The organism is Saccharococcus sp. Marseille-Q5394, from assembly GCF_946901335.1.
In the GTDB taxonomy this organism is placed as follows: domain Bacteria; phylum Bacillota; class Bacilli; order Bacillales_A; family Planococcaceae; genus Sporosarcina; species Sporosarcina luteola_C.
Genome location: NZ_CAMPPQ010000002.1, coordinates 799866 through 822641, shown reverse-complemented (window position 1 = coordinate 822641; position 22776 = coordinate 799866). Strand labels below are relative to the sequence as shown.

The 22776-nt window shown below is 43.9% G+C and carries 25 protein-coding genes; 14 read left to right on the top strand and 11 right to left on the bottom strand.

Features of this window, described 5'->3' with window-relative positions:
- Positions 1-243 precede the first annotated feature (243 nt).
- Entirely contained in the window at positions 244-1044 is an 801-nt protein-coding gene (locus OC538_RS14775; protein WP_262176883.1) for a class I SAM-dependent methyltransferase, read from the top strand.
- Between the two features lie 81 nt (positions 1045-1125).
- Here OC538_RS14775 and OC538_RS14770 read toward each other — a convergent pair whose 3' ends face one another.
- From OC538_RS14770 to OC538_RS14755, 4 genes are all read right to left on the bottom strand, one after another.
- On the bottom strand, positions 1126-1755 hold the full coding sequence (locus OC538_RS14770) for a hypothetical protein (RefSeq protein ID WP_262176880.1): 630 nt from the start codon (positions 1753-1755) through the stop codon (positions 1126-1128).
- A gap of 142 nt (positions 1756-1897) precedes the next feature.
- On the bottom strand, positions 1898-3148 hold the full coding sequence (locus OC538_RS14765; RefSeq protein WP_262176877.1) for an amidohydrolase family protein: 1251 nt from the start codon (positions 3146-3148) through the stop codon (positions 1898-1900).
- A gap of 210 nt (positions 3149-3358) precedes the next feature.
- Positions 3359-4150 carry a YqhG family protein gene (locus OC538_RS14760; protein ID WP_262176872.1) on the bottom strand — a complete coding sequence of 264 codons (792 nt, stop codon included), beginning with the start codon at positions 4148-4150 and terminating at the stop codon, positions 3359-3361.
- Between the two features lie 17 nt (positions 4151-4167).
- A complete protein-coding gene (locus tag OC538_RS14755) occupies positions 4168-5709 on the bottom strand; it encodes a DEAD/DEAH box helicase (RefSeq protein ID WP_410055878.1) in 1542 nt (513 codons plus the stop codon).
- Between the two features lie 179 nt (positions 5710-5888).
- On the opposite strand from OC538_RS14755, the gene OC538_RS14750 reads away from it, so the two are divergent.
- The 4 genes from OC538_RS14750 to OC538_RS14735 all read left to right on the top strand — a co-directional run bounded on the left by OC538_RS14750 (position 5889) and on the right by OC538_RS14735 (position 8992).
- Positions 5889-6269 (top strand): VOC family protein, encoded by a 381-nt coding sequence (locus OC538_RS14750; RefSeq protein ID WP_262176866.1) that lies wholly within the window; start codon positions 5889-5891, stop codon positions 6267-6269.
- A 168-nt stretch (positions 6270-6437) separates the two neighbouring features.
- Entirely contained in the window at positions 6438-6812 is a 375-nt protein-coding gene (locus tag OC538_RS14745) for a DUF2500 domain-containing protein (RefSeq protein WP_262176863.1), read from the top strand.
- 254 nt (positions 6813-7066) lie between these two features.
- Complete coding sequence (locus OC538_RS14740) at positions 7067-7429, top strand: DUF485 domain-containing protein (RefSeq protein WP_262176861.1); 363 nt, start codon at positions 7067-7069, stop codon at positions 7427-7429.
- A 15-nt stretch (positions 7430-7444) separates the two neighbouring features.
- Positions 7445-8992, top strand: coding sequence for a cation acetate symporter (locus OC538_RS14735; RefSeq protein ID WP_262176858.1), 1548 nt, complete (start codon positions 7445-7447; stop codon positions 8990-8992).
- Between the two features lie 64 nt (positions 8993-9056).
- Here OC538_RS14735 and aspA read toward each other — a convergent pair whose 3' ends face one another.
- The gene (aspA, locus tag OC538_RS14730; RefSeq protein ID WP_262176855.1) at positions 9057-10472 is read right to left on the bottom strand and encodes an aspartate ammonia-lyase; all 1416 of its coding nucleotides are present in this window, start codon (positions 10470-10472) and stop codon (positions 9057-9059) included.
- Positions 10473-10710: 238 nt separating this feature from the next.
- Between aspA and OC538_RS14725 the strand changes: the two genes are divergently transcribed.
- The 5 genes from OC538_RS14725 to OC538_RS14705 all read left to right on the top strand — a co-directional run bounded on the left by OC538_RS14725 (position 10711) and on the right by OC538_RS14705 (position 15179).
- Positions 10711-11661, top strand: coding sequence for an ABC transporter ATP-binding protein (locus tag OC538_RS14725; protein WP_262176853.1), 951 nt, complete (start codon positions 10711-10713; stop codon positions 11659-11661).
- Entirely contained in the window at positions 11654-13171 is a 1518-nt protein-coding gene (gene opuFB / locus OC538_RS14720) for an osmoprotectant update ABC transporter permease/substrate-binding subunit OpuFB (protein WP_262176851.1), read from the top strand. Before OC538_RS14725 ends, opuFB begins: the two co-directional genes overlap by 8 nt.
- Before the next feature lie 160 nt (positions 13172-13331).
- Positions 13332-13709, top strand: a complete 378-nt coding sequence (locus tag OC538_RS14715) for a GntR family transcriptional regulator (RefSeq protein ID WP_262176849.1) — start codon at positions 13332-13334, stop codon at positions 13707-13709.
- Positions 13709-14590, top strand: coding sequence for an ABC transporter ATP-binding protein (locus tag OC538_RS14710; protein ID WP_262176847.1), 882 nt, complete (start codon positions 13709-13711; stop codon positions 14588-14590). The genes OC538_RS14715 and OC538_RS14710 overlap by 1 nt, the downstream gene beginning before the upstream one ends.
- Positions 14571-15179 (top strand): ABC-2 transporter permease, encoded by a 609-nt coding sequence (locus tag OC538_RS14705; protein ID WP_262176846.1) that lies wholly within the window; start codon positions 14571-14573, stop codon positions 15177-15179. The genes OC538_RS14710 and OC538_RS14705 overlap by 20 nt, the downstream gene beginning before the upstream one ends.
- A 44-nt stretch (positions 15180-15223) precedes the next feature.
- On the opposite strand, the gene OC538_RS14700 is transcribed toward OC538_RS14705, so the two are convergent.
- The 3 genes from OC538_RS14700 to OC538_RS14690 form a co-directional block, all read right to left on the bottom strand.
- The gene (locus tag OC538_RS14700) at positions 15224-15898 is read right to left on the bottom strand and encodes a DNA alkylation repair protein (RefSeq protein WP_262176843.1); all 675 of its coding nucleotides are present in this window, start codon (positions 15896-15898) and stop codon (positions 15224-15226) included.
- Between the two features lie 409 nt (positions 15899-16307).
- Positions 16308-16937 carry a hypothetical protein gene (locus OC538_RS14695; RefSeq protein ID WP_262176842.1) on the bottom strand — a complete coding sequence of 210 codons (630 nt, stop codon included), beginning with the start codon at positions 16935-16937 and terminating at the stop codon, positions 16308-16310.
- 74 nt (positions 16938-17011) lie between these two features.
- Positions 17012-17512: a GNAT family N-acetyltransferase gene (locus tag OC538_RS14690; protein ID WP_262176840.1), complete on the bottom strand. Its 501-nt coding sequence runs from the start codon at positions 17510-17512 to the stop codon at positions 17012-17014.
- Positions 17513-17623: 111 nt separating this feature from the next.
- Between OC538_RS14690 and OC538_RS14685 the strand changes: the two genes are divergently transcribed.
- A complete protein-coding gene (locus tag OC538_RS14685; RefSeq protein WP_262176839.1) occupies positions 17624-18178 on the top strand; it encodes a hypothetical protein in 555 nt (184 codons plus the stop codon).
- A gap of 70 nt (positions 18179-18248) precedes the next feature.
- Here the strand turns inward: OC538_RS14685 and OC538_RS14680 are convergent, their stop codons facing one another.
- The gene (locus tag OC538_RS14680; protein ID WP_262176837.1) at positions 18249-18548 is read right to left on the bottom strand and encodes a hypothetical protein; all 300 of its coding nucleotides are present in this window, start codon (positions 18546-18548) and stop codon (positions 18249-18251) included.
- 63 nt (positions 18549-18611) lie between these two features.
- The gene (locus tag OC538_RS14675; protein WP_262176835.1) at positions 18612-19061 is read right to left on the bottom strand and encodes a DUF4362 domain-containing protein; all 450 of its coding nucleotides are present in this window, start codon (positions 19059-19061) and stop codon (positions 18612-18614) included.
- A gap of 291 nt (positions 19062-19352) precedes the next feature.
- On the opposite strand from OC538_RS14675, the gene OC538_RS14670 reads away from it, so the two are divergent.
- The 3 genes from OC538_RS14670 to OC538_RS14660 all read left to right on the top strand — a co-directional run bounded on the left by OC538_RS14670 (position 19353) and on the right by OC538_RS14660 (position 21897).
- Entirely contained in the window at positions 19353-20552 is a 1200-nt protein-coding gene (locus OC538_RS14670; RefSeq protein ID WP_262176833.1) for an iron-containing alcohol dehydrogenase, read from the top strand.
- 65 nt (positions 20553-20617) lie between these two features.
- On the top strand, positions 20618-21022 hold the full coding sequence (locus tag OC538_RS14665) for a hypothetical protein (RefSeq protein ID WP_262176832.1): 405 nt from the start codon (positions 20618-20620) through the stop codon (positions 21020-21022).
- Positions 21023-21390: 368 nt separating this feature from the next.
- Positions 21391-21897, top strand: coding sequence for a DUF4825 domain-containing protein (locus OC538_RS14660; protein WP_262176829.1), 507 nt, complete (start codon positions 21391-21393; stop codon positions 21895-21897).
- 446 nt (positions 21898-22343) lie between these two features.
- On the opposite strand, the gene OC538_RS14655 is transcribed toward OC538_RS14660, so the two are convergent.
- On the bottom strand, positions 22344-22592 hold the full coding sequence (locus OC538_RS14655; protein WP_251696229.1) for a hypothetical protein: 249 nt from the start codon (positions 22590-22592) through the stop codon (positions 22344-22346).
- Positions 22593-22776 lie beyond the last annotated feature (184 nt).

The window sequence follows — 22776 nt, the reverse complement described above, 5'->3', positions numbered from 1 at the left end:
TTTCTACTTCTCTTTCTGTTATTGTTTCATAATTCATCACTCCTATCCAGGTTGAAGTGTTTCGGTGCTACGCTTTTATGACTATTTTAATTCAGCCAGCAAGGAGTATATTGACAGTTCCTAAAATTGAATATACAATTGGTAATACTATACACCATGAAATATAGCTCTCATCTTCCAGAATTATTTCTTGGAGGCGGGAGTTTTTTTGTTGAATGAATAAGAAAGGGGGATTGATCTAGCATGGACTTAGAAGTTGTAAGGAATTTCTATGATGAAACAGTACAGTATGAGTGGGAACGACTCGAACGTCACAAAGTTGAATTTGAACTTACCAAACGATTCCTAAATCGTTATATCAAGCCTAAAGATAAAGTATTAGACCTCGGTGGTGGTCCAGGCAAGTATTCTTTATATCTTGCTGAAAATGGTTGCGATGTGACATTAGCTGATCTATCGCAAAACAATGTAGAGTTTGCAATAAATAAAGCAAAAGAACTCGGTCTCCCTCTTAAAGGCGTACAAGCAGATAGTCGTGATTTATCCGGTATTGAAGAAGAAACATATGATTTTATTCTATGCATGGGCCCCATGTATCATCTCAAAAGTGAAGACGATAGAATCAAAACAATCGTAGAATGTTTAAAAAAACTAAAATCGAACGGAATTATCTTTGTGGCATTTGTTTCCTCTTATTCGTTCGTTTGGGACTACCTCATACGTAATCCTGAATTCATTTTAGATAATGAACGAAAAGCACAACTAAACAAAATAGTGGAAGAAGAGGATTTTGCGGGAGAAGGGTTTTCAGACAACTTTTTCATCTCACCTAAAAACGTACTTCCATTCTTCAACCTTTTCAACCTTGAAAAACTTCATTTAATTAATAGCGAAAGTTTTTTATATCTCCGAGAAGCAGAACTACTCGAACATCAACCTGAAGTGATTAACGCTTGGTTGGATTTGGCTGAACAGGTATGTGAACGGGAGGATTTGCTTAGTTTCGCTGAACATATAATGTATATAGGTAAAAAAACCGATTAACTTTTGGTAATTGGTGTCGTGATGGAATTGAATGTAGAATCACAAACAGGGCGCTCCGTCAGCGGGATGCCCTGTATTTTTTCAATCGAGATCGTCCTCTTCCCAAGGATCAATGTCCGCGTAGATTTTATACCCATTCTCCCAGTGCCTCTTGATCCACTGAATCGTCTGCACCATCTCTTCACTATGAGCAGCGGCTTTCTCCTCCAGTTTTTGAGCCTCCTGCAGTTTTAAGGCGCACCAAGCAGGATCCGGGAAAGCTTCAAACCATTTCTTGTCATCCTCTTCAAGCGGATCTGTATGGCACATGCCGTCATCTACCGGCAACATTTTCGGCCAATCCATTTCGAGCCCGACATCTTCCATCAATTGACGGAGGTCAAGGCCGAATGTGAATGGAAAAGTATACTCCGCCACATCATCCTCCTCATTCGGGAACTGAAGTCTGTATTCTTTAGGATTTACCTCTTTGAACAGCTTTTGAAAAAGCGATTCTTTGCGTGTCGTGTCTTTGATAGTGAAGTTTCTTATGGCCATTAATCTGACCTTATCCGCATATTGCTCAGTTGTGCGATTCGGGTATTCTTCAGCCATGATGGCTCTCCCTTTATCCAATTCCTGCTGTTCTGAAGCTGTCAGTTTTGACCGCAATTCCTTTTTACGAAGGTCCGGAACCTGGAATTGTAGCCTTCGTGATTCTTCTCGATTCATTATGTATGCCTCCCATTGTTCAATTTGACTATGACTATCTCATCTACTTATTCGACATATCGCATGAAAGTCCTTTGTACGCGCGCCGTCAGTCAATCAAGAAAATCCCCTCGCCAATACTGCGCAGAGGGGAGTAAACGCTTTATTGTTTCAGGAAATCAATTTCGATTTCATTTTTCCGCGGCTCACGTTTAAACAGATAATCCCCATTCCGGATGGAGATAAGTACTTCTGCACGTTCGCGAATTGCTTCATAAGCATCTTGTGCATCCAACACGATAAAGTTAGCTGGTTTTCCTGCTTCGATTCCATACTCATCGTTCATTCTCATAACGTTAGCACCGTTATATGTAATCAAATCGAGCGCTTTATTAATTTCATCAATATGCGTGTAATGCGCTAAATGGATGCCATTGTCGAGAATGTTCATCATGTTTCCATTCCCTAACGGATACCAGTAATCCGCGATGGAGTCTTGAGCAAACGCCACGTTATTTCCATTCGCCAATAACTCTTTGACTCGAGTTAAGCCGCGGCGTTTCGGATAGCTGTCGCCGCGTCCTTGTAAGTGAGCATTCTCAGTCGGACAAGAAATAAAGTTGATTTTTGATTCTCTAAATAACCCTAACATTTTATTCGCATAGCTGTTTTCAACAGAACCGAAGCTCGTCGTATGGCTTGCTGTTGTGTACTCGCCATAGTCTTTTTCCATCACAAGCGCATTCAGCACTTCTAAAAACCGGCTATTCGGATCGTCGTTTTCATCACAATGAATATCAATCATCACTTCATACTTTATTGCCAGATCGACAATCCGCTTCAATGATTCAACGCCATGCTCATAGGAGATTTCAAAATGAGGGATTCCACCTGCGACGTCAGCTCCCATTTTAAGCGCCTCTTCCATCAACTGCTCCGCACCTTTATAGCGGAAGAATCCTTCTTGAGGAAATGCGACAAGTTGTAGAGTCACGATATCTTTTAATTCCTCACGAATTTTAAGTAAAGCCTTCATCCCTGTCAAATTAGGATCCGTAATATCGACATGCGTACGAATAAACTGAACCCCTTTGCTCACTTCTTTTTGAATTCCTTTTAACGCACGCTCACGCACTAGCTCTTCCGTCAGGGATTTCTTATTCTCACTCCAACGCTGGATGCCTTCGAATAACGTACCTGATACATTGGCATTCCCTTCGCCGAGACCTGAAAAGATGTAATCCAAGTGCAAATGAGGATCCACATAAGGCGGCAACACCAAACGGCCTTCTAAATCAATCACTTCATCAGCATCACCCAAATCAGTGCCTATCGCTTTGAATTTCTTATCTTCTAGTAAAATTTCATGAGATTCCGGATCACCATATATAGTCGCGTTAATAAACTTTTTCATCTATCACCACTCCTTTACAATACTCCCTCTAGCTTATCAAAAAAATTGTGTCGGTGCCTGTGTAACACACATTTATGACAATTCGTACTGCTGATAGATTTATGCACTCATACTTCATGCAAACAGCATATAATCAACAATCATCCAATTCAATTATACAATTGTAGTTCATAATCTGAATTGTGTGCTGCACAGGCACCGCTCATTTTGTCATATCGATCGTAGGTAAAACAGTCCGCCATTGATGATTTCGACTCGGATTTTGGTTTTATATTGCTCTTCGATCGCTTTTTTCTCGCTCTCGTATGTTTCGGGCTTATCTTCAATTCCTTCGTAGAAATAATCCAACACGCGAATGTCCCGTTGTTTCCGTACTTGCGCCTCTTCCGCCCATGTATGATCATCTTGCTTTATTTGATTTTCAATTACCGCGTCCAATCGTTCCAAGGCGCGGAGGGGTTTAATAGTATACGGCAAGTGGAATGTGTTTGCGGATATCGCACTCTCCAGATCCAGACCGCTGATTGATTCCTGAAAACCGTTGATAATCATCCCGGTCATCAAGTTAATGCCCAGTGAATAAAGGGTTTCCTGTGTCCGGTGGCTGGAATACGTTATTTTATAATTCACCCCTAGCCAAGGCGTCAAGATGATCTGCGCAGGAACCTGAGCCGCGGGCGGTTTCTCATACATCTGCACGAATGAACCAAGCTCATTCGTCACTCGGAACAGTTGGCTGAGGCGGGGGGATCCGTAGTGGACGACCTCCCCAGCAACGCTCTCCGTCAGCCTGTTTTTATCGGTGATCAATGTCAGTTGGGCAGGATTCGGCTCGGCTCCCGTGCTCTCTACATACTTCCAATAAAACGGTCGATTCATTATTTTTTTATCCATCTCAATCGTTAATTGAACGTTAACGAAATGCTCATTCTCACGCAAGATGGGGCAATTGTTCTCAATGAAGAACCGCCGTACGTATTGATGAATCTGCTGCGGATACATGTGCAACCTCCTTGCATCTAAATAGACATTTTATATGCGGTTAAAATATCATCCAACTCACCGACGACTTTTTCAAAGACGCCGATTTTCACATTCAGCAGCTCCAATATATGGTCCTCAATTGTATGTTTGATAGCCAAATTGTATATATTAACATCATGCTCTTGCCCCAACCGATGTACACGGCCGATCCGTTGCTCCAATTTCATTGGGTTCCACGGCAAATCATAATTGATCACATGATGGCAAAATTGAAGGTTGATCCCTTCACTCCCAGATTCCGTAGCAATTAATACCTGCGCCTTTTCCTTGAACAATTGCTTCATCCACTCACGTTTGCTCTTGCTGAATTGCCCATTAAACGGAACGCTGACAATGCCCTTTTCAAATAAATAGTTCATTAAAAAGGTTTGGCTTGCCCGGTACTCCGTGAAAATAATGACCTTTTCTCCGTTCGCTTGCGTAATGATTTCATACGCCTTTTCCGCTTTCGTGTTCACTTGAAGTGCAGCTAACTTCCGCAGCAACTCCTCTGTATAAGCAATTTCGTCCGGCTGCGTACACTTTTGGCACATTTCATTCAACGTCAAGTAGGCCGCTTCTTTACTGCTGCAAATTTCCTTTTGCAATGTAATCATCGAGAATGCACCCGAAAATACAGAGGACACGTTTTTCAACTGTGAAATCATGTCGTACACTTCTTTTTCCTCATCGCTGAACTCGAGCGGAATGATTTGCACACGACGGCTCGTCCATTCGATGCCCGTATCATGCCTTGAATTTCTCACCATCACTTGGTTGATCAATTCCTTAAGGAACTCATCCTCTTCCACATTATGTTTGCTTGCGGAAAAGACGGATTGGAACGTCTCGAAATTTCCGAGATGCCCTGGCTTTAATAATGAAATCAAGTTGAACAACTCAAACACATCATTTTGAATGGGCGTAGCTGTTAACAGCAGGCAGAACTTTTTCTTCAGGTTTTGCACGAACTCATAGTTTTTCGTTTTCGGGTTCTTTAATTTATGTGCCTCATCGATGATAATCAAATCAAAATCCTGATCATAAAGATTTTCCTTATGAGGACTTCTTTTCGCCATATCGATGCTGGCAATGACGATATTGCAGTAGTTTAAATCATAGGCTTTTTTATATTGAATCACTGGTATATGAAATTTTTGATTCAGTTCCTCAATCCATTGATTCACCAGTGATGCAGGAACGAGGATCAGCGCTTTTTTGACAAGGCCACGAATGAGATATTCTTTCAGAATCAACCCGGCTTGAATCGTCTTCCCGAGACCTACTTCGTCCGCAAGAATCGCTTTCCCGTTCATCCGCTCGATGACCGTCTCCGCCGCCTCCAACTGATGAGGAAAAGGCTTCAGTTCAGGTAAATATTTTGGGCATTGAAGGCCGTCGAAGTCTGTAATCAATTTCGCTTTTTCAACGTCATAGCACATCTTATACAACGTCCAATTATCCCAAGCTCTGCGATTCTCCAACCGTTCAACAAAGCCCTCTTTCCAATCGGACGACCATTCTATTTGCATAAACATCCCCTCATCCGATATTTTCTTGTTAGATTGTCCAAAAACGGATTTCCTATGTGTATGACGGAGCCAACACTGCTTTTTTGGCAATCAAATTCCCAACGAATTATTGTTTATTGCAAAATACTCCTTTATACTCAACAGGAAACGTCTGAATTTTTAAAACGACTGAGGGGGAACAAAACTTGAAACTAGGAGCATTCTCTGTAAGCCTGAACGTGAAAGACATCCACGCATCGAAGGCATTTTACGAAAACCTTGGATTTCAATCGTTCGGAGGCGACATAAATCAGAACTGGCTCATTATGAAAAATGAAGATACGATCATCGGTCTCTTCCAAGGAATGTTCGAAAAAAACATTCTTACATTTAATCCTGGATGGAATCAAAACGCGGAAAACCTCGAATCATTTACGGATGTCAGAGACCTTCAAAAGGAACTGAAAGAGAAAGGGGTTCAACTGCTGACCGAGGCGGATGAAGAAAGTGACGGTGTTGCGCATTTCACACTTGAAGATCCGGATGGCAATCTGATTCTTGTAGATCAGCATGTGAATCGCCCTTGAGATATCCCCCTTCCAATGCCTTTGGCGGCTAAGAAGGGGATTTTTTTCTTTTAACCCTTGAAACCATTTGTCCTCTTTTCCGTATAGTAAACTAGCGCATAATTAATTGTGAAATTCCATGGCTTTTTTTAATAGAATGAAACAATCGATAAGGAAGGTGGTGTCGGAATGGGCTTTTCTCCGGTCGACGATTTTATGTTTAGTGCTATGCCGATTTTCGGCTTCATCGTTTTCGCTCTCGTCATAGGTATATTCATTTTTGTAATTGTAAAAGGCATTAGCCAATGGTCCTCAAATAACAATTCACCGCGCTTGACTGTCCCGGCGCAGGTGAAAACGAAGCGTACAAATACAAGTGGCGGCAGCGGCGATTCCTCTGCACACACGAGTTACTACGTCACGTTCCAAGTGGAAAGCGGAGACCGGATGGAACTGCAAATGCCCGGGAAAGAGTACGGCATGTTAGCTGAAGGCGACCTCGGCATCCCCACCTTTCAAGGCACGCGGTACTTGGGATTTGAACGAAAAGGCACGGCCGACTGAAAAAGATCCATCCTTTCGAGTTTCGAACTCTAGGATGGTTTTTTTATTCCGCTTGCACTCTAATTTGTTACCTTCTACTCATTATTCGATTTTTCCAACAGTTTTATAAATATAATATTGATTATTTTCTGTTACTTTGTTACGTTGTACAATATGGCATGTTGGAAGTCTTCTAAACTAGTCAGGGTTGATATGGGGATCAGCTCATGTAAGCTTCAGCATGGCGTACATTTTGTGGCAAAGGGGATGAAGGAATGACAGTGAAGATGAAGAAAGCGGACACGCCCGGTAATCGGAAGGGGAAACTGATAACAGACGGTCAGCTCGACTATGAGCGGCTCATCGAAACGGATGAGTTCAAGCAGCTTGTGAAAAAGAAGAAGCACTTTTTCAGGCCATATGTCATCGCTTTTTTTGCAATCTATTTAATGCTTCCGATTTTGACGGGGTATACGTCAATCCTTGAAGCGCGGGCAATCGGCTGGATGACGTGGACATGGGTCTATGCTTTTGGAATGTTTGTCATGGTGTGGGTGCTTACACAAATTTATGTAAAAAAGGCTAGATCATTCGATAAAGACGTCGAGCAATTGCTCGGAAAACACGTTCGGAAATAAGGGGGGGAATGAATTATGAGTTTTTGGTCCTATTCAATCTTTTTTGCAGTTATCGCTTTGACGCTTTACATCACCTATTGGGCTGCTAAACAGACTCGCACGGCGAGTGAGTTTTATACGGCCGGCGGTTCGTTGACAGGATGGCAGAACGGAATGGCCATTGCGGGGGACTATTTATCAGCTGCCTCATTCCTAGGGATTGCCGGAGCCATTTCACTGAACGGCTTTGACGGCTTCTATTACAGCGTCGGCTGGTTGACAGCTTATCTCGTCGTTTTGTTTTTAATCGCGGAACCGCTTCGGAATCTTGGGAAGTACACGATGGCCGATATGATCGGTTCACGTTTCGGAGCTAAGAAAGTCCGTGGGGCTGCTGCACTTAATACGATTACGATCGTCCTTTTCTATATGCTAGCACAGCTGGTCGGCGCAGGTGCGCTCATCAAGTTGCTCTTCGGCATCGAATACTGGATTTCAGTTCTTATTGTCGGTGTGATGATGTTGGTCTATGTTTTATTCGGTGGAATGACTGCTACGAGCTGGGTGCAGATCATCAAGGCGATTTTGCTCATGGTCGGGACAATCGTCATTTCGTTCCTCGTTCTTATGAAATTCAATTTTAATTTCGTTGGCATGTTCGATGTCATGCGGACGGCGACGGTACATGGAGAGTCGTATCTCCATTCCGGTGTTGTCTATAAAGATCCGATCGGGCTCATTTCAGTACTTCTCGCACTCGTTCTCGGAACTGCGGGATTGCCGCACATCCTTATGCGCTTCTTTACGGTTAAAGACGCGAAAACAGCGCGTTCTTCGGTCGTTTACGCAGTGTGGATTATCGGGATTTTCTACGTTATGACGATTTTCCTTGGGTTCGGTGCCGCAAAATTCGTCGGCAGGGACGCAATCATCGCAGAAAACTCGGCGGGCAATATGGCCGCTCCAATGCTCGCGGGAGTGCTTGGCGGGGATCCGCTTGAATCGTTCGTCGCAGCCGTTGCATTCGCTACGATTCTAGCAGTCGTTGCAGGGCTCGTGCTCTCCGGCGCATCAGCAATCGCACATGACATTTACGCGGAAATCATTAAAAAAGGCAAAGTGACGGAAAAACAGCAAGTGTTTGCAGCCCGGATGGCAGCAATCGGTGTCTCTTTCGTTTCCATCTTGCTTGCACTCGGATCGGAGAAGCTCAATGTCGCGTTCCTCGTCTCGCTCGCATTCTGTATCGCAGCGTCCGCGAATGTACCGACAATCCTGTTCACGATCTACTGGCGAAAATTCAATACGACAGGTGCAGTTGCTTCCATGCTGACAGGGCTTATTACTGCCCTCGTCCTTGTCGCGGTCAGCCCGAATATCATCAATCCGGTTGAAGGCGCTGCATTCTTCGTTGGCGAACCGCTCTTCCCGTTCGTCAATCCGGCAATCATCTCCATTCCGGCCGGGTTCCTTGCTGCCATCGTCGGCACATATATCGGTGCGAAACGCCACGAAGCTGCGGAAGTCGCTTATGCGGAAGTCCGTTTCAAAGCGGAAACTGGCTATCGTGGTGCGGAAGGATAATTTTATAAAATAGGAAAAGCCCTCGGAACCGAGAAATCGGTTTCCGGGGGCTTTGTTGTAGTTTTTAAGAATGCGCTACGCCTTCCCTTTTCATTTCAGTCATTTGATAAGGGTCAAGCAAGCGGGTCAACTCGTCGAGTGTGAGTACATTGTAACGCAGGCAAAGTTCCTTAAGCGGGACGCCTGTTTCGAACGATTCACGTGCAATTTTTGATGACATTTCATAACCGATGTATGGTGTAAGCGCCGTGATCGTGCCGAGGCTTTTTTCCACATAGTCCTGCATTTGAGCGACGTTCGCTGTGATGCCGCTGATGCAGTACTTGCGGAACACTTCGATGCCGTTGTTCATGACCGTCAATGATTGCAATAAATTATAGACTAGTACTGGCTCCATGACATTCAATTCAAATTGGCCCGCTTCGGAAGCGAGGCTGATCGTATGATCGTTGCCGATGACTTGGAAGGCGATCTGGTTCATCACTTCCGCCATGACCGGATTCACTTTCCCAGGCATGATCGATGAACCTGGCTGTCTTGCCGGAAGATTAATTTCATTCAGGCCGGCTTTAGGACCTGACGCCATGAGACGTAGATCATTGGCCATTTTCGAAAGATTGATCATGCAAATTTTCAATGCTGAAGAAAGTTCTGTATACACGTCCGTATTCTGTGTTGAATCAATCAGATTGTCAGCGGATTTCAATGGCAAACCGCTGATCGTGCGGAGATGTTCAACCGCAGTTTCAATGTATTGCGCATTTGCATTCAGCCCAGTGCCGATTGCCGTCGCGCCCATATTGATCTCGGATAGATGCACTCTCGTCCTGCCGATCCGCTCGATATCGCGTTCAATGACACTTCGGTACGCGCTGAATTCCTGGCCTAACCGGACGGGAACAGCATCTTGCAGATGAGTTCTTCCCATCTTAATGACGCCATCGAATTCCTTTTCCTTCGTCTTCAGCTCGTCCACAAATCGCTCAAGCGTTTCCACCAGCTGATTGACCATTTGGTGTGTCGCAATTTTAATCGCCGTCGGGAATGCATCATTTGTCGACTGGGACATATTAACGTGGTTGTTCGGACTGATGAAGCTGTAATCGCCCTTGTCACGCCCCATGATTTCAAGCGCACGGTTCGCGATCACTTCATTCGCATTCATGTTGAATGAAGTGCCTGCACCCCCTTGAATCGGATCGACGATGAATTGATCCGTCAACGTCCCCTCAATCACTTCGTCCGCAGCTTCAACGATGGCAAGCCCTACATCCTTGGGCAAGTCATTGACGAGCACATTCGAAATGGCTGCCGCTTTTTTCACAATCCCAATTGCGCGAATCAATTCGGGGTGCATATGCTCTTTCGTAATTGGAAAGTTTTCAGTCGCTCGTATCGTTTGAATCCCGTAATACGCATGTTCGGGAACTTCTTTTTCCCCTAAAAAATCCTTTTCGATTCTCCCGGATAATAAATTCATTTGTCCCTTTTCCTCTCATTATGTATATCGCCAATAAGGCGTACGCTGAATAATCCCGAAGCAGAAATACTATGCTTGGCATTATGTCCATCGTACGCTTTTTATTATAGGAATGCTATCGTTATTTCTCATCAATCCTCATCGTTTTATCACGGTACTTTCAACTGGTAAGATTGCCAAATATTTTCTTTGTGGGCCGATTTGTGTCACGATATTGAGAATGAAGGAGTGTGATTCGATGATACGTTTTGAAGGTGTAACAAAATCATATGATAATCAAACACTTGTCGTTGATACCATTAATTTAGAGATTGCCAAAGGGGAATTTCTCGTACTGATCGGGCCGAGCGGATGCGGTAAGACGACTACGTTGAAAATGATCAATCGCCTCATTCCACTGACGGACGGGACGATATGGATCGCCGGCAGGAAGGTCAGTGAATACGCAATCCATGAATTGCGGTGGCAGATCGGATATGTGTTGCAGCAAATCGCATTGTTCCCGCATATGACGATCGAGGAAAACATCGCAATCGTTCCTGAGCTGAAGAATTGGAATAAAAACCGAATCCATCAGCGGGTGACGGAACTTCTCGAAATGGTAGGACTCGATCCAACTACATACCGGCACCGGAAGCCTCATGAACTATCCGGCGGCCAGCAGCAGCGGGTCGGCGTCGTCCGGGCCCTTGCCGCAGACCCTGACATCATCTTAATGGATGAACCGTTCAGCGCACTTGATCCGATCAGCAGGGGAAAGTTGCAGGATGATTTGGTGCAGTTGCAACGGTCCATTCAGAAAACGATCGTTTTCGTCACACACGATATTCAAGAAGCTTTGAAGCTTGCAGACCGTATTTGCATCATGAAGAATGGCAAAATCGAACAGCTTGGCACTCCGGAGGAAATTACGTTAACCCCTGCCACACCATTCGTCCGCAAATTCATCCAAAGCGACAGCCTGAAACCGTTCGTTATAGCCGAGCATCTGGAGCCGATGACGTCAGATACGGACCGATTGCCTGTATTGTCCTTCAATGCCGGGTGGGATGAAGTGTTGCATGCACTCGCCCAATCAGACCGGGCCGTCATCAAGCGAGAAGAGGAACGGATCGGCACCATTTCAAGACAATCGGTCATCGCCTATTTGGCAAACGGGCAGGAAGGAGGACATGTAGCGCATGGGTGAATTCGTAAACGTTTTTCAAGAGAGGAAAGGCGAATTGGCTTTGGCGTTGTTGGAGCATATCCAAATCTCGCTCATCGCACTCTTCTTTGCCATCCTCATAGCAATCCCGGTCGGCGTCTATTTGACAACCCGGCAGCGGATTGCAGAAACAGTGATTGGGACAAGCGCCGTGCTGCAGACCATTCCGTCGCTCGCATTGCTAGGGCTGTTGATCCCGTTGTTCGGCATCGGCAAGATCCCTGCCATCATCGCACTCGTTGCGTATGCATTGCTGCCAATCTTGCGCAACACCTATACAGGCATAAAGGGAATCGACCCTTCCTTAATCGAAGCGGCGACCGCGATGGGGATGAACCGGCGGAAGCGTCTGACGAAAGTCGAACTGCCCCTTGCCATGCCTGTCATCATGGCGGGCATCCGGACATCGATGGTGCTGATCGTAGGAACCGCCACTCTTGCTGCACTGATCGGCGCTGGCGGTCTCGGCGATCTCATCTTGCTCGGCATCGATCGGAACAGCCCTTCCCTAATCGTTCTCGGCGCTATTCCAGCAGCACTACTCGCCCTGTCATTCGACTTGTTGCTGAGAAAATTCGAGGGGCTATCGTTCCGACGGGCTTCCATTGCACTGATGGCATTTTTGGTCGCTACCATACTAATAATCGTCCTTCCCCTCTTGCCTACTGGCAATGACAAACAGCTTGTCATCGGTGCTAAATTAGGGGCGGAACCCGAGATATTAATTAACATGTATAAGCTCCTCATTGAAGAAGAGACGGACCTGTCCGTCGAGCTGAAACCGGGACTTGGCAAAACATCATTCGTCTTCAACGCCTTGCAATCAGGGAGCATCGACATCTATCCTGAATTCACAGGGACGGCGCTGTCGGAATTCTTGAAAGAGGCGGCCGTCAGCAATGACCGGAACGAAGTATACGCGCAGGCGCGAGAAGGGCTTGCCGGACAATTCGACCTCGTCCTCCTGCCGCCGATGGAATATAACAATACCTACACACTTGCGGTATCCAAAACGTTCGCAGAGCAGTACGACGTACAAACAATCTCCGACCTCGCTGCGATTCAAAATGCCGTAAAAGCCGGATTCACCCTTGAATTCAACGACCGCGAAGACGGCTACCGAGGCATCCGAAGCCTGTACGGAATCGACTTCCCTTCCGTCCAGACGATGGAGCCGAAACTGCGCTACCAGGCAATCGAATCAGGGGATATCAACCTCATGGATGCCTATTCGACGGACAGTGAACTGCAACAATATGAACTCACCGTCTTACAAGATGACAAGGAGCTGTTCCCGCCATATCAAGGGGCCCCTCTCCTCCGGAAAGAAACGCTCGAGACGTATCCCGAACTCGAGAAAGTGCTCAACCGGCTCGCGGGCAAAGTGACCGACGACGAGATGAGGGACATGAACTACAAGGTGAACGCGGAAGGTGAAAAACCGGAGGACGTTGCACGCGCATTTTTACGGGATGCGGGTTTATTGGAATAAAATAAAGAGACATTAATCAGTTGGGGCTCATTTCTGCCCCGGCTGATTTTTTCTTTTGAATTAATTTAAAATTACATAAAAAGCGATTGCATTGGATGTGCATATTGTATATAGTGTGTATATACACAATGCTGAGTGATACGGTGAAAAGAGGATCGATATGCATATTTTAATTTCCAACAGCTCAAAAGAGCCTATCTATAATCAAATCACAGAACAAATTAAAGGACTGGTGTTATCGGGGGAATTAAAAGCAGGCGATGTCCTCCCTTCTATGCGGCAGCTTGCAAAGGATTTACATATAAGCGTCATTACAACGAAACGCGCATATGAGGAGTTGGAGAAAGAGAGGTTCATTTTCTCGGTTGTGGGAAAAGGGTCATTTGTGTCTGAACAGAATAATGAAATGATTCTTGAACAAAAAAGGAAGGCAATAGAAGAGCAGCTACTGGCTGCAATCCAAAACAGCAAAGAAATAGGTCTCGAGCTGGCTGAATTACAAGAATTACTAACACTGCTATATAAGGAGGACACATGATGGAAAACGTGATTGAATTGAACAATGTAACGAAATCCTTCAAAGGGTTTGAGCTTAAAGACTTTTCTATTTCGGTCAAGAAAGGCTTCGTAACAGGGTTCATCGGCGGGAATGGAGTAGGAAAATCCACAACGATCAAGTTGATCATGAATTTACTGCGACCGGATAGTGGAGAGGTTGCACTTTTTGGTATGAATTATAGAGAGAACGAAAGAGAAATAAAACAGCGAATCGGCTTTGTGTTCGATAACAATATTCTTTATGAGAACATTACTTTGTCTGAAATGAAGAAAATAATAAAACCAGCCTATAAAAACTGGGATGATACCGTATTCCAACACTATGTAAATGTATTTGAACTTCCGCTGAAGAAACAAATAAAGACATTTTCAAAAGGCATGCTGATGAAGGCTTCCTTGACCTTTGCATTATCCCACCATGCTGAATTAATAATCATGGACGAACCGACATCTGGATTAGACCCTATATTTCGAAGAGAACTGTTAGACATCCTCCATGACATAATGCAGAATGGTGAAAAAACGATTTTCTTTTCAACGCATATTACGACAGACTTGGACCGGATCGCTGATTATATTACCTTCATCCATAACGGCCAACATATTTTCACAAAAGAGCATTATAAAATCGAGGAAGACTATGCGATTGTGAAAGGTGAGACGAATCTATTAGATCGTGATACCGAACGAGAATTCATAGGTATCCGAAGATCCAATTATGGATTTGAGGCATTGACGACGAATAGACAACGGACACAAAACATCTTTGGCAATACAGTCATTTTGGAGAAGCCGACACTTGAAGACATTATGCTGTATACAAAGAAGGGAAATGATAAATATGTTGAATCTTATTCGTAAAGATATTGTGTTACAAAAAAACACATTACTGATTCTGTTGCCTCTCTTATTTCTCGATTCATTTTTAGACGGGTCTAGGATCTACGTAGGGATTTTATTTTCTATCGCCATCATTATGCAAAGCTTTGCTACGGATGAAAAATCGTCCGTCCATTACTTAATGAATTCTTTGCCGTACACGCGGAAAGAAATTGTCAGCTCCAAGTACGCAGGTGCTTGCGTGTTCTCACTTCTGGTTATGCTAACCATTTTAATTGGGAATCTGGTTGTTACTAAAGAGTTAGTCCCTTGGGAACAATTATTGTTTATCGCAGGCGTTGTTGCTGTGTTTATCTCCCTTGCTTTTCCATTTTCATATTTGTTCAAAAGCCAGTATTTGATGATTGCTTCTATTGTTTTATTTGTCCTGTATATGATAGTTGTGAGTAAGTTCATCCCAGATTTGAATGATCGAGTTAGAGAGGCTGTTCGAACGATAGTCTCTTTAGATCATTCACTGTTGTATGGAGGTGCCGTATTGTCAGTCATTCTTCTCTACATTTTTTCCTGGATGCTCTCGGTACGGATTTATAGTCGGAAAGTGTTTTAAAAACGACGGGACACATGCCAATTGTGCATGCGTCCCTTTCTTAGTTAACCGATATGCTTTAACGCTTCCCGCCTGCTTAACGGTTTCAGCGTATGTTCTTCGACAAATTGCTTTACAATGACCGGATCGGTTTTCGCGTACTCTCTCAATACCCACCCAATTGCTTTCTGAATGAAGAACTCATTTGATTCCACATGCTGAAGAATGATTTCAAATAACAGCTCGGTATCCGTGTCCTTTTTGAACTTTAATTGATGTAGAATTGCGGAGCGATTTGTCCACATATTATCGGATCGCGACCAGTCTAGCATCACTGATTTTCCGTAAGCACGGTCCAATTTGACGACATGCCCGACAAGACTCGGTGCGATTGAGTCCACACTATCCCACCACGAGTTCGTTTCGATGAATTTCAACAGCTTTGGATAATCGTCAGTCGTAAAATGCTTCTTCATTTTATCGAGCAAAGCAATCGCAGCATACTGATATTCCCGCTCGGGCAATTCATATAGCTTCCAAGCCTCGTCAAAGAGCTCGTCAACTTCAGGCAACGCATATTCCCGGAATTGCTCACGTAACAGCTCTTTTCGCAGCGGACTTTTAATCCCTAGAAACGGAAAGTGGTGTTTCATATATGCTTTCATCGGCTCTGCCTGCTCAACGTTCCGGCACATTTCGAACTTCTCGATAATCCCCTTATGATTCCATTGTTTTTTCACTGACGTCAACTCCATATTTTGCATACTATTAATCACACCATACCACCATTCGAACATACGTTCAAATCTCATGACAATTACTAAAACAAAAACCGCCCCAGGGAATACCCTGCGACGGTTTAGAGATTGCACGATATAATCAGCTTGGCAGGCAACGACGGGCCAACACAAGAATCCCATAACTGGTTCCCCAAGATTTGAAAGAGCCTTGAACTTTTAGCGTTAATCTTTAAATAATAAAGAACTTTAAGTTGTAAGGTTTATAGCTTTGAACGTTAAGGTTTGAGCTTTTCCTCTACTCGTTTCACTATTTAAAAGTAAGGTTAGGCCGGTTTTCTATTTCACCCAAAGAAATCCGGGAAAAGAAGGGTCTTGTGGATGTCGTTTTCGACTACTCATGCAATACAACTTATATTGTGATTTTCGTAAGGGCATTGGACTCGGACAGGACTGCATCCACTTCAGCTTTGAAGCTGGAGATCCGCTCTTCCCATTCCTCAATCCGCTTATCGAGATTCAAAGGGTCGATAAGGAGATACTCATTCCGCTCCATGAATGATTTCGTATGTAGTTCAACTTCTTCTTTTTTCGCGTGCTCTTTATTGCCTAAAATTGCTGTTAGATAGTCTTCAAGTCGTGACGGAAGCGTTTCGTTTTCCATCGACAACTTATTAATGGCCATTCGGCGTTTTCCTACCATCGTCGAAAGCAATTTTTCTTCATTCGCAATGGATGACTTTCGCTCAATCGCTTTTGCCACCGTCATTGACTCACCAGCCACCACTACTTCAGTAATTGCATTCGATTGGACAATCGCGTCTTTCAGTCGATTGCGCCTTTCAATTAACGATACAGCCTTGTCGAAGCCGGCTTGGATCGTCTTTTCATAGTCCTCAATAGATAGACCATTAATTTTCTTTGCAGATTTCCGGTCAGTTGCAATAAAATCCGCTTCCTGAATCGCTTTCGGGATACGGTCATTCAATGTTTTCAACTCGGATAGCGCACGGTGAATCGACATCGTTTGAGTAGTAGTCATCACATTTCCTCCAATCACTTTGTTTCATTCTACCATTATTCAAATACGGTTGATAGAAACGTACTAATCTAAGATCACCGTTCAATCCAAAACCTCCGAACGACATTGCCATGCGGTTCCGTGAAGCTCTCGTCCTCTACACCGCCATTTTTGATAATGACAGCGGCTGAACCGACATTGTCTTCATTGCATGTAACTAATACAGAGCGAATGCCCAGCAGGTCCGATTTTTTCAATGCTTCGGATAGCAAATAGGTCGCATACCCCTTCCGCCGTTCCGAAGGGCGGATTCCGTAGCCGATGTGTCCGCCGATTTGGCGTAAAGAGTCATTCAAGCCATGTCGGATATTAACCATTCCTACGATTCGTTCGTTGTCATCGATAAGAAAATAATTCGTATTCAGCATCCGGTTGTCTAACCCTGCTTCCTTTGCCGCCATTTCTTCCAAGTATACTTCATAAGGAATGTCCGCTTGCAAATGAAAGCTGCTAGGCGTCATCCGGTCATCATCCCACTCATTCATATATGTAATATGTTCCGTTTTCCACTTCAAGGACGGTCTCTCAAGCCTCATATAAAGCCCCCCAATCTTTATTTTCTTCATCTTAATATTCTGTCACAATTGAAACCATTCGTCTACGTAATGCGTATAAAAAGTGTGAACGTTGTTGAAAGGAGTGAGAGGATGCATCGATGGAAACTAGGCATAGCGATCGTTTTCATTCTCGGCAGTCTGCTTGTTGCTGGGTGCTCAAAGCCTGAACCGCAGGATGAAAACATTGAAGTCATTAAAACCGTTTTGGAAATTGATTTGAATGCACCCGATGAAGAGGCAATCCGATTACTAGAAGAACCATACAAATCAAAAGAAGCCGAAGAGGCAGGCGAAGGATTTTTAGAGGAATATTATAAGTACCAAAAGGAAACGTACGAACCTTATTTCACAGAAAGTGGTCTTGAACAATTCATTATGACGAATCAAGCCTTCATGTTCCACCGGAGAGCCGACCAACATGGCTATCAACTTGAGGTGAAAAATATTGAGGTGGAGCAAAACGAAGTGACACCGACGAATTATAACTTCACAGTTACGTTGGATTATGAAATGAAAGATGAAGATAAAAAGGAAATCGAGATGTCAGGCATAGCGATTGTCCGCGATGGGAAAGTCGCGAAGATCACGTACCATATAAGGAATCATGATGAATTAAAGAACTTATTGTATGGTGAGCAGAAATAATAGATTAGGCACCCTTACAATCTCAATTTGTTCGGGAGCCTAATCTATTATTGGGAAACCCGATCCTGCTTCAATATATATTCCTCCGATAGACAATCAGCGATATTGTATTTAACAAAAGCGTACCAATTAGTAGAACTGTCGCGGCGACCACCACTCCCCGCATCGTATCCATAAGCGCAGTCCAATCTTCAATGTGTACGAGATGATAGTTGTAATAGATCTGGAGAATGAGTGAAATTGCACACGCACTCAAACTCATAATGGATAAAGCGGCCCGATGTTTAGTAGTTCGCATGAGACTCACAACCGGCAGTAGCCAAGCAATGAGACCAAGCACCAGGCTGCCGACATTCAGTAAACCGACCACCACTACTCCCCCTTTGTAGTTTCCCTCCTTTGTAATGACCTTCTTTCGACTCGTAAGGTTCCATTAATGCTCATGGTCATCGATTTGCTCTTTCAAGATATTTAATAGAAGGAAACGATCAGCAGCCGACTCATGCTGACACCCTTCCAGCGTATAGCTGAATAATTGTTGCCCTTCCTCTGAGATTAGCTCCGTGCAGGACATGCTCATTTTACGAGGGTTGTCCCCCCACTCTTTATTTTTCGACCAATCGATTTCCAAATTGAATTCAGCTCCATCGAAAGATAAATTGTACAATGTCGGGCTTCCTTCGAGCGTGTAATTTGTGATCCGGACGGATGCTGCTTCATCCTCTTCGACACTTTCTAAGAAATCTTGGAATCGATCAAAATTGAAAATAGGCCCGTTCATATTGATAACATCCCCGTTTTTGACGGCTTTTTCACTATCATACGAACAACCGGCTATTAGGCATAATCCAAGCAGCAAAAGGAAATACAACTTTTTCGGCATATGATCCCTCCAATGACATTTGTGTTTCACCTTCACTATATGCGTCAGTTTGGTCCCTTTATTTCTAGCAATCATCTGGGACTCGCTCTCTGATTGGATAGGTCCAAAGTAACAAAATGACAATATAACTCGGGAAATGATTGATAAACCTTGGGAAATGAACGATATCCTTCGGGAAATGAACGATAACTTTTTAAGCCGTTACATCTTATAAAGGGTTATAGCAATTCACTGCCATTTCAAGGTACAATAGTTAGAATGTTACATCTACTTGAGGGATGGTGAATTTGCATGTACAAATTATATTGCCGAAGCTTTCAGCAAGTGATGAAAGCGACTGCCTTTTTCCTGCCATGGCGGGAACCTCAGCTACTCGAAGGGGAAAATAGTTTGGAAGGACTTCCGATGTTAATTAAACGCGAAGGCATTGGAACGGTTTTGATTGTTACGGATAAAGGGATTGTTGCGACCGGTTTAATGGAAGATTTCCTTGATGGGTTGCGGAATGAAGGAATCAGGTTTGCCATGTACGACAAAACGGTCCCGAATCCGACGATTGACAATATCGAAGAGGCATTGCAACTATATAAAGCGAGCCATTGCCAAGGTCTTGTCGCATTTGGCGGCGGATCGCCGATCGATTGTGCCAAAGGGGTCGGTGCGCGTTTGGCGAGACCAAACAGAACAATACCTCAAATGAAAGGCATTTTGAAAGTGATTAAAAAAATGCCGCCACTGTTCGCAGTCCCTACGACAGCTGGGACTGGCAGTGAAGCGACACTCGCTTGCGTCGTTTCCAACAGCGGGACCCATGAAAAATTTGCGCTCATGGACACCGCACTCATTCCGCATTTCGCGGTGCTGGATCCGCTGCTCACCGTGAAACTTCCGAAGCATATCACGTCCACGACCGGAATGGATGCACTGACGCACGCGGTCGAGGCGTATATTGGCAACAGCAACACGAATCAGACGAGACAGTGGAGCATCGATGCAGTGAAGCTCATTTTCGAAAATCTATACGAAGCTTATTCCATTGGCGAAAATATAATTGCTCGCACGAATATGCAAAAAGCCGCCTATCTCGCAGGAATGGCGTTCACACGTGCCTATGTCGGCAATGTCCATGCGATCGCCCATACGCTGAGCGGGTTTTACAATGTGCCACACGGACTCGCCAATGCCGTCATCCTGCCTCATGTCCTCGACTATTACGGGGAAACTGTGCACGAACCTTTGGCAGAATTGGCGGAGGCAGCCGGTGTTTGCGCATCTTCCGACTCCAACAGGGAGAAGGCACTGAAATTCATTCAGGCAATCAAGGATTTGAATGAAAAGATGGAAATTCCGGTGAATGTGGACTGCATTATCGACAGCGACATCCCGCTCATGGCGGAGCGCGCGGTACAAGAAGCGAATCCGCTTTACCCGGTGCCGAAGATTTTACTGAAAGAGGATATGGATAAGCTGATCCGAACGATCGGGGCGTGAAGGAAAAACACGAGACCCCCGCAATAGGCATATACTGAGGCATCGAAGAAATGCGGAGGTTGCCTATGTATTATTCCTCTTTTCCTTATGGATTCAATTCTCGGCAACAAGCTTTCATGCCGGTCCACCCAGGATATATGGCGATGCCCACTCCGGCACCGCAAGACGGAAGAAGCCCCTTTCCTCCGGTAAATACGCGGAAATTAAACGAGTCGGCCAAACGGTTCAAACAAGTGATGAATGAAGCGAATCTATTCATCGGTACGCTGACAGCTTCAGATGATTTCGCCCGCCGGCTCATGGACGCAGCACAACGTTCGGACCAAAAAGAAGTTGAGCGGCTCGTCCGCTCGACAGGTGTAACCATCAAATACAATCTCTCCTACACACCCTCCGGCATCCGGATCGACTTCTCGAACAGCGATGCCCAAAACAGCTGCTGCACGCTGCGGATGGCGCTGGGTTGGTGAAGAAAAGAAGCTAGACAGAAAGCGTTACGGGTTCGGTTGAGGGGAAGAAACCATTGCATTCGGGGACGCAATTCGCATATGAATTGGGTCCCTTTTTTGTTGATGTATCAATGTTCAAGTAAATTGGAAGTAAATCCCACCGCAATTGTTTAGCGAATCAACAACGGTATCTAAATTATGTGCCCTGCTACTAACACAGCTACTATACGTGTTAATTGGTAGGTGGAATAACTCCTTGAAAAGAATTCTGAAGTAATTGGAATAGTAAAGGGAGCAAGGGATATTGTGCTAAAATAGAGTTATAAGAAGACGGCTTATTCAACAAATGCATCCTGTTGAATAGGTAATTCATTCTTGGGAGGATGCTTATGAAAAAAATACGTATACTTTCATCACTTTTACTGTTGGTAGCTCTGATAGTGAGTGGGTGTGATTCAAAAAGCAGGGACGGAGAACCTCTTGACATTAAATTCGGTTATGTCGGAGATTTATTCAAATATAAGGATGCTTATGTTGGGGATAACAGTGCAGTAGGGAATATTGTAAGTCGATTAAAGAATGCAGAGCGGTTTACAGGATTCGAACTGAAAACAGATGAGGAGCCGTATGGCATCATTTTGAATTACAGCCATGAAGAATCCGAACAGGATTATAAAGATATTGTTATTTATAATGCTACATTTTTATTCACCTTAATTCAGAATGCAGATTGGATCATGTTTAATTTTGAGAATGAAGAATACACAATTACCAAAGATAAACTAAAAAATTGGTTTGGAGAAGATTTTACAGGATTGCAAAGTGAGGATGAAGTAAAAACGTTCATACAAAAACATTCGGATGATGAAAATAAAGCAGACGAGTTATTTAATTAACGGGCTCGATTTCACACGTTTAATTAACGGGTTCGGTTAATGGGGAGAAAAGTCCAATTAACAACGTAACTAACAGGCTAATCAGCATTTATTTCAACAGTGAAATAGCTATATAAAAAACAAGTAAACGCTCAAATCTGAGCGTTTATTTGCGAAATATTTTACTTTCCTTATTGAGCTAAAGCACCCGTAATTTAAAGATCATAATGAAGATTAATATTCAAATCAATTAGAGAAGATGAAACTTCATAATAAACAGTAATTACTCTCCTAAACCTTCTAAATGTTTTAGGTCGTGTAAATCAGGTGTAACCCACCCTCGTTGGGTAATATCACTTTTATTACGGGCGAAATATTTATATTCCACTAGTGGTTCGGTATCAAATATTACGCCTATATAATATGGATTCAGGTGTTTATAGCCGTCCTCACGATGAGGCACTATCCTATATTCCCACGTTTCCCCAGGGTACTGTTCTTCCAAATGCATCTGAATATAACCTACTTTTTTTTTCAATTTGTATATCAATCCAATCTGGACGTACAAAATAAAAAATACCAAAAGACACCAAAAATAATATAGCCAATCCCTGAATAACTTTTCTCCATTTTCCTTTCAAAATAAGAGAAACTAATAGAATAACAAGTAAAATCCCACCGACTATGATCAATTCAATTAGTTCAGCTGGATGCAATGAATACCCCCCTTTTTTTTTGAAACAGTTAGAGTTTGTTCTTCAGCTAACCTGCCTTGTTAGTTGAAGAAAAAAGAGCCGTTGTCTTAGCAGCCACGATCTTCAAGTAAAGCACCCGTTACTTTAAGTACATTCCTTCACAAACTCAAAAGTCAGTTGAATAAGAAAAAAGTGCATTCCCAGT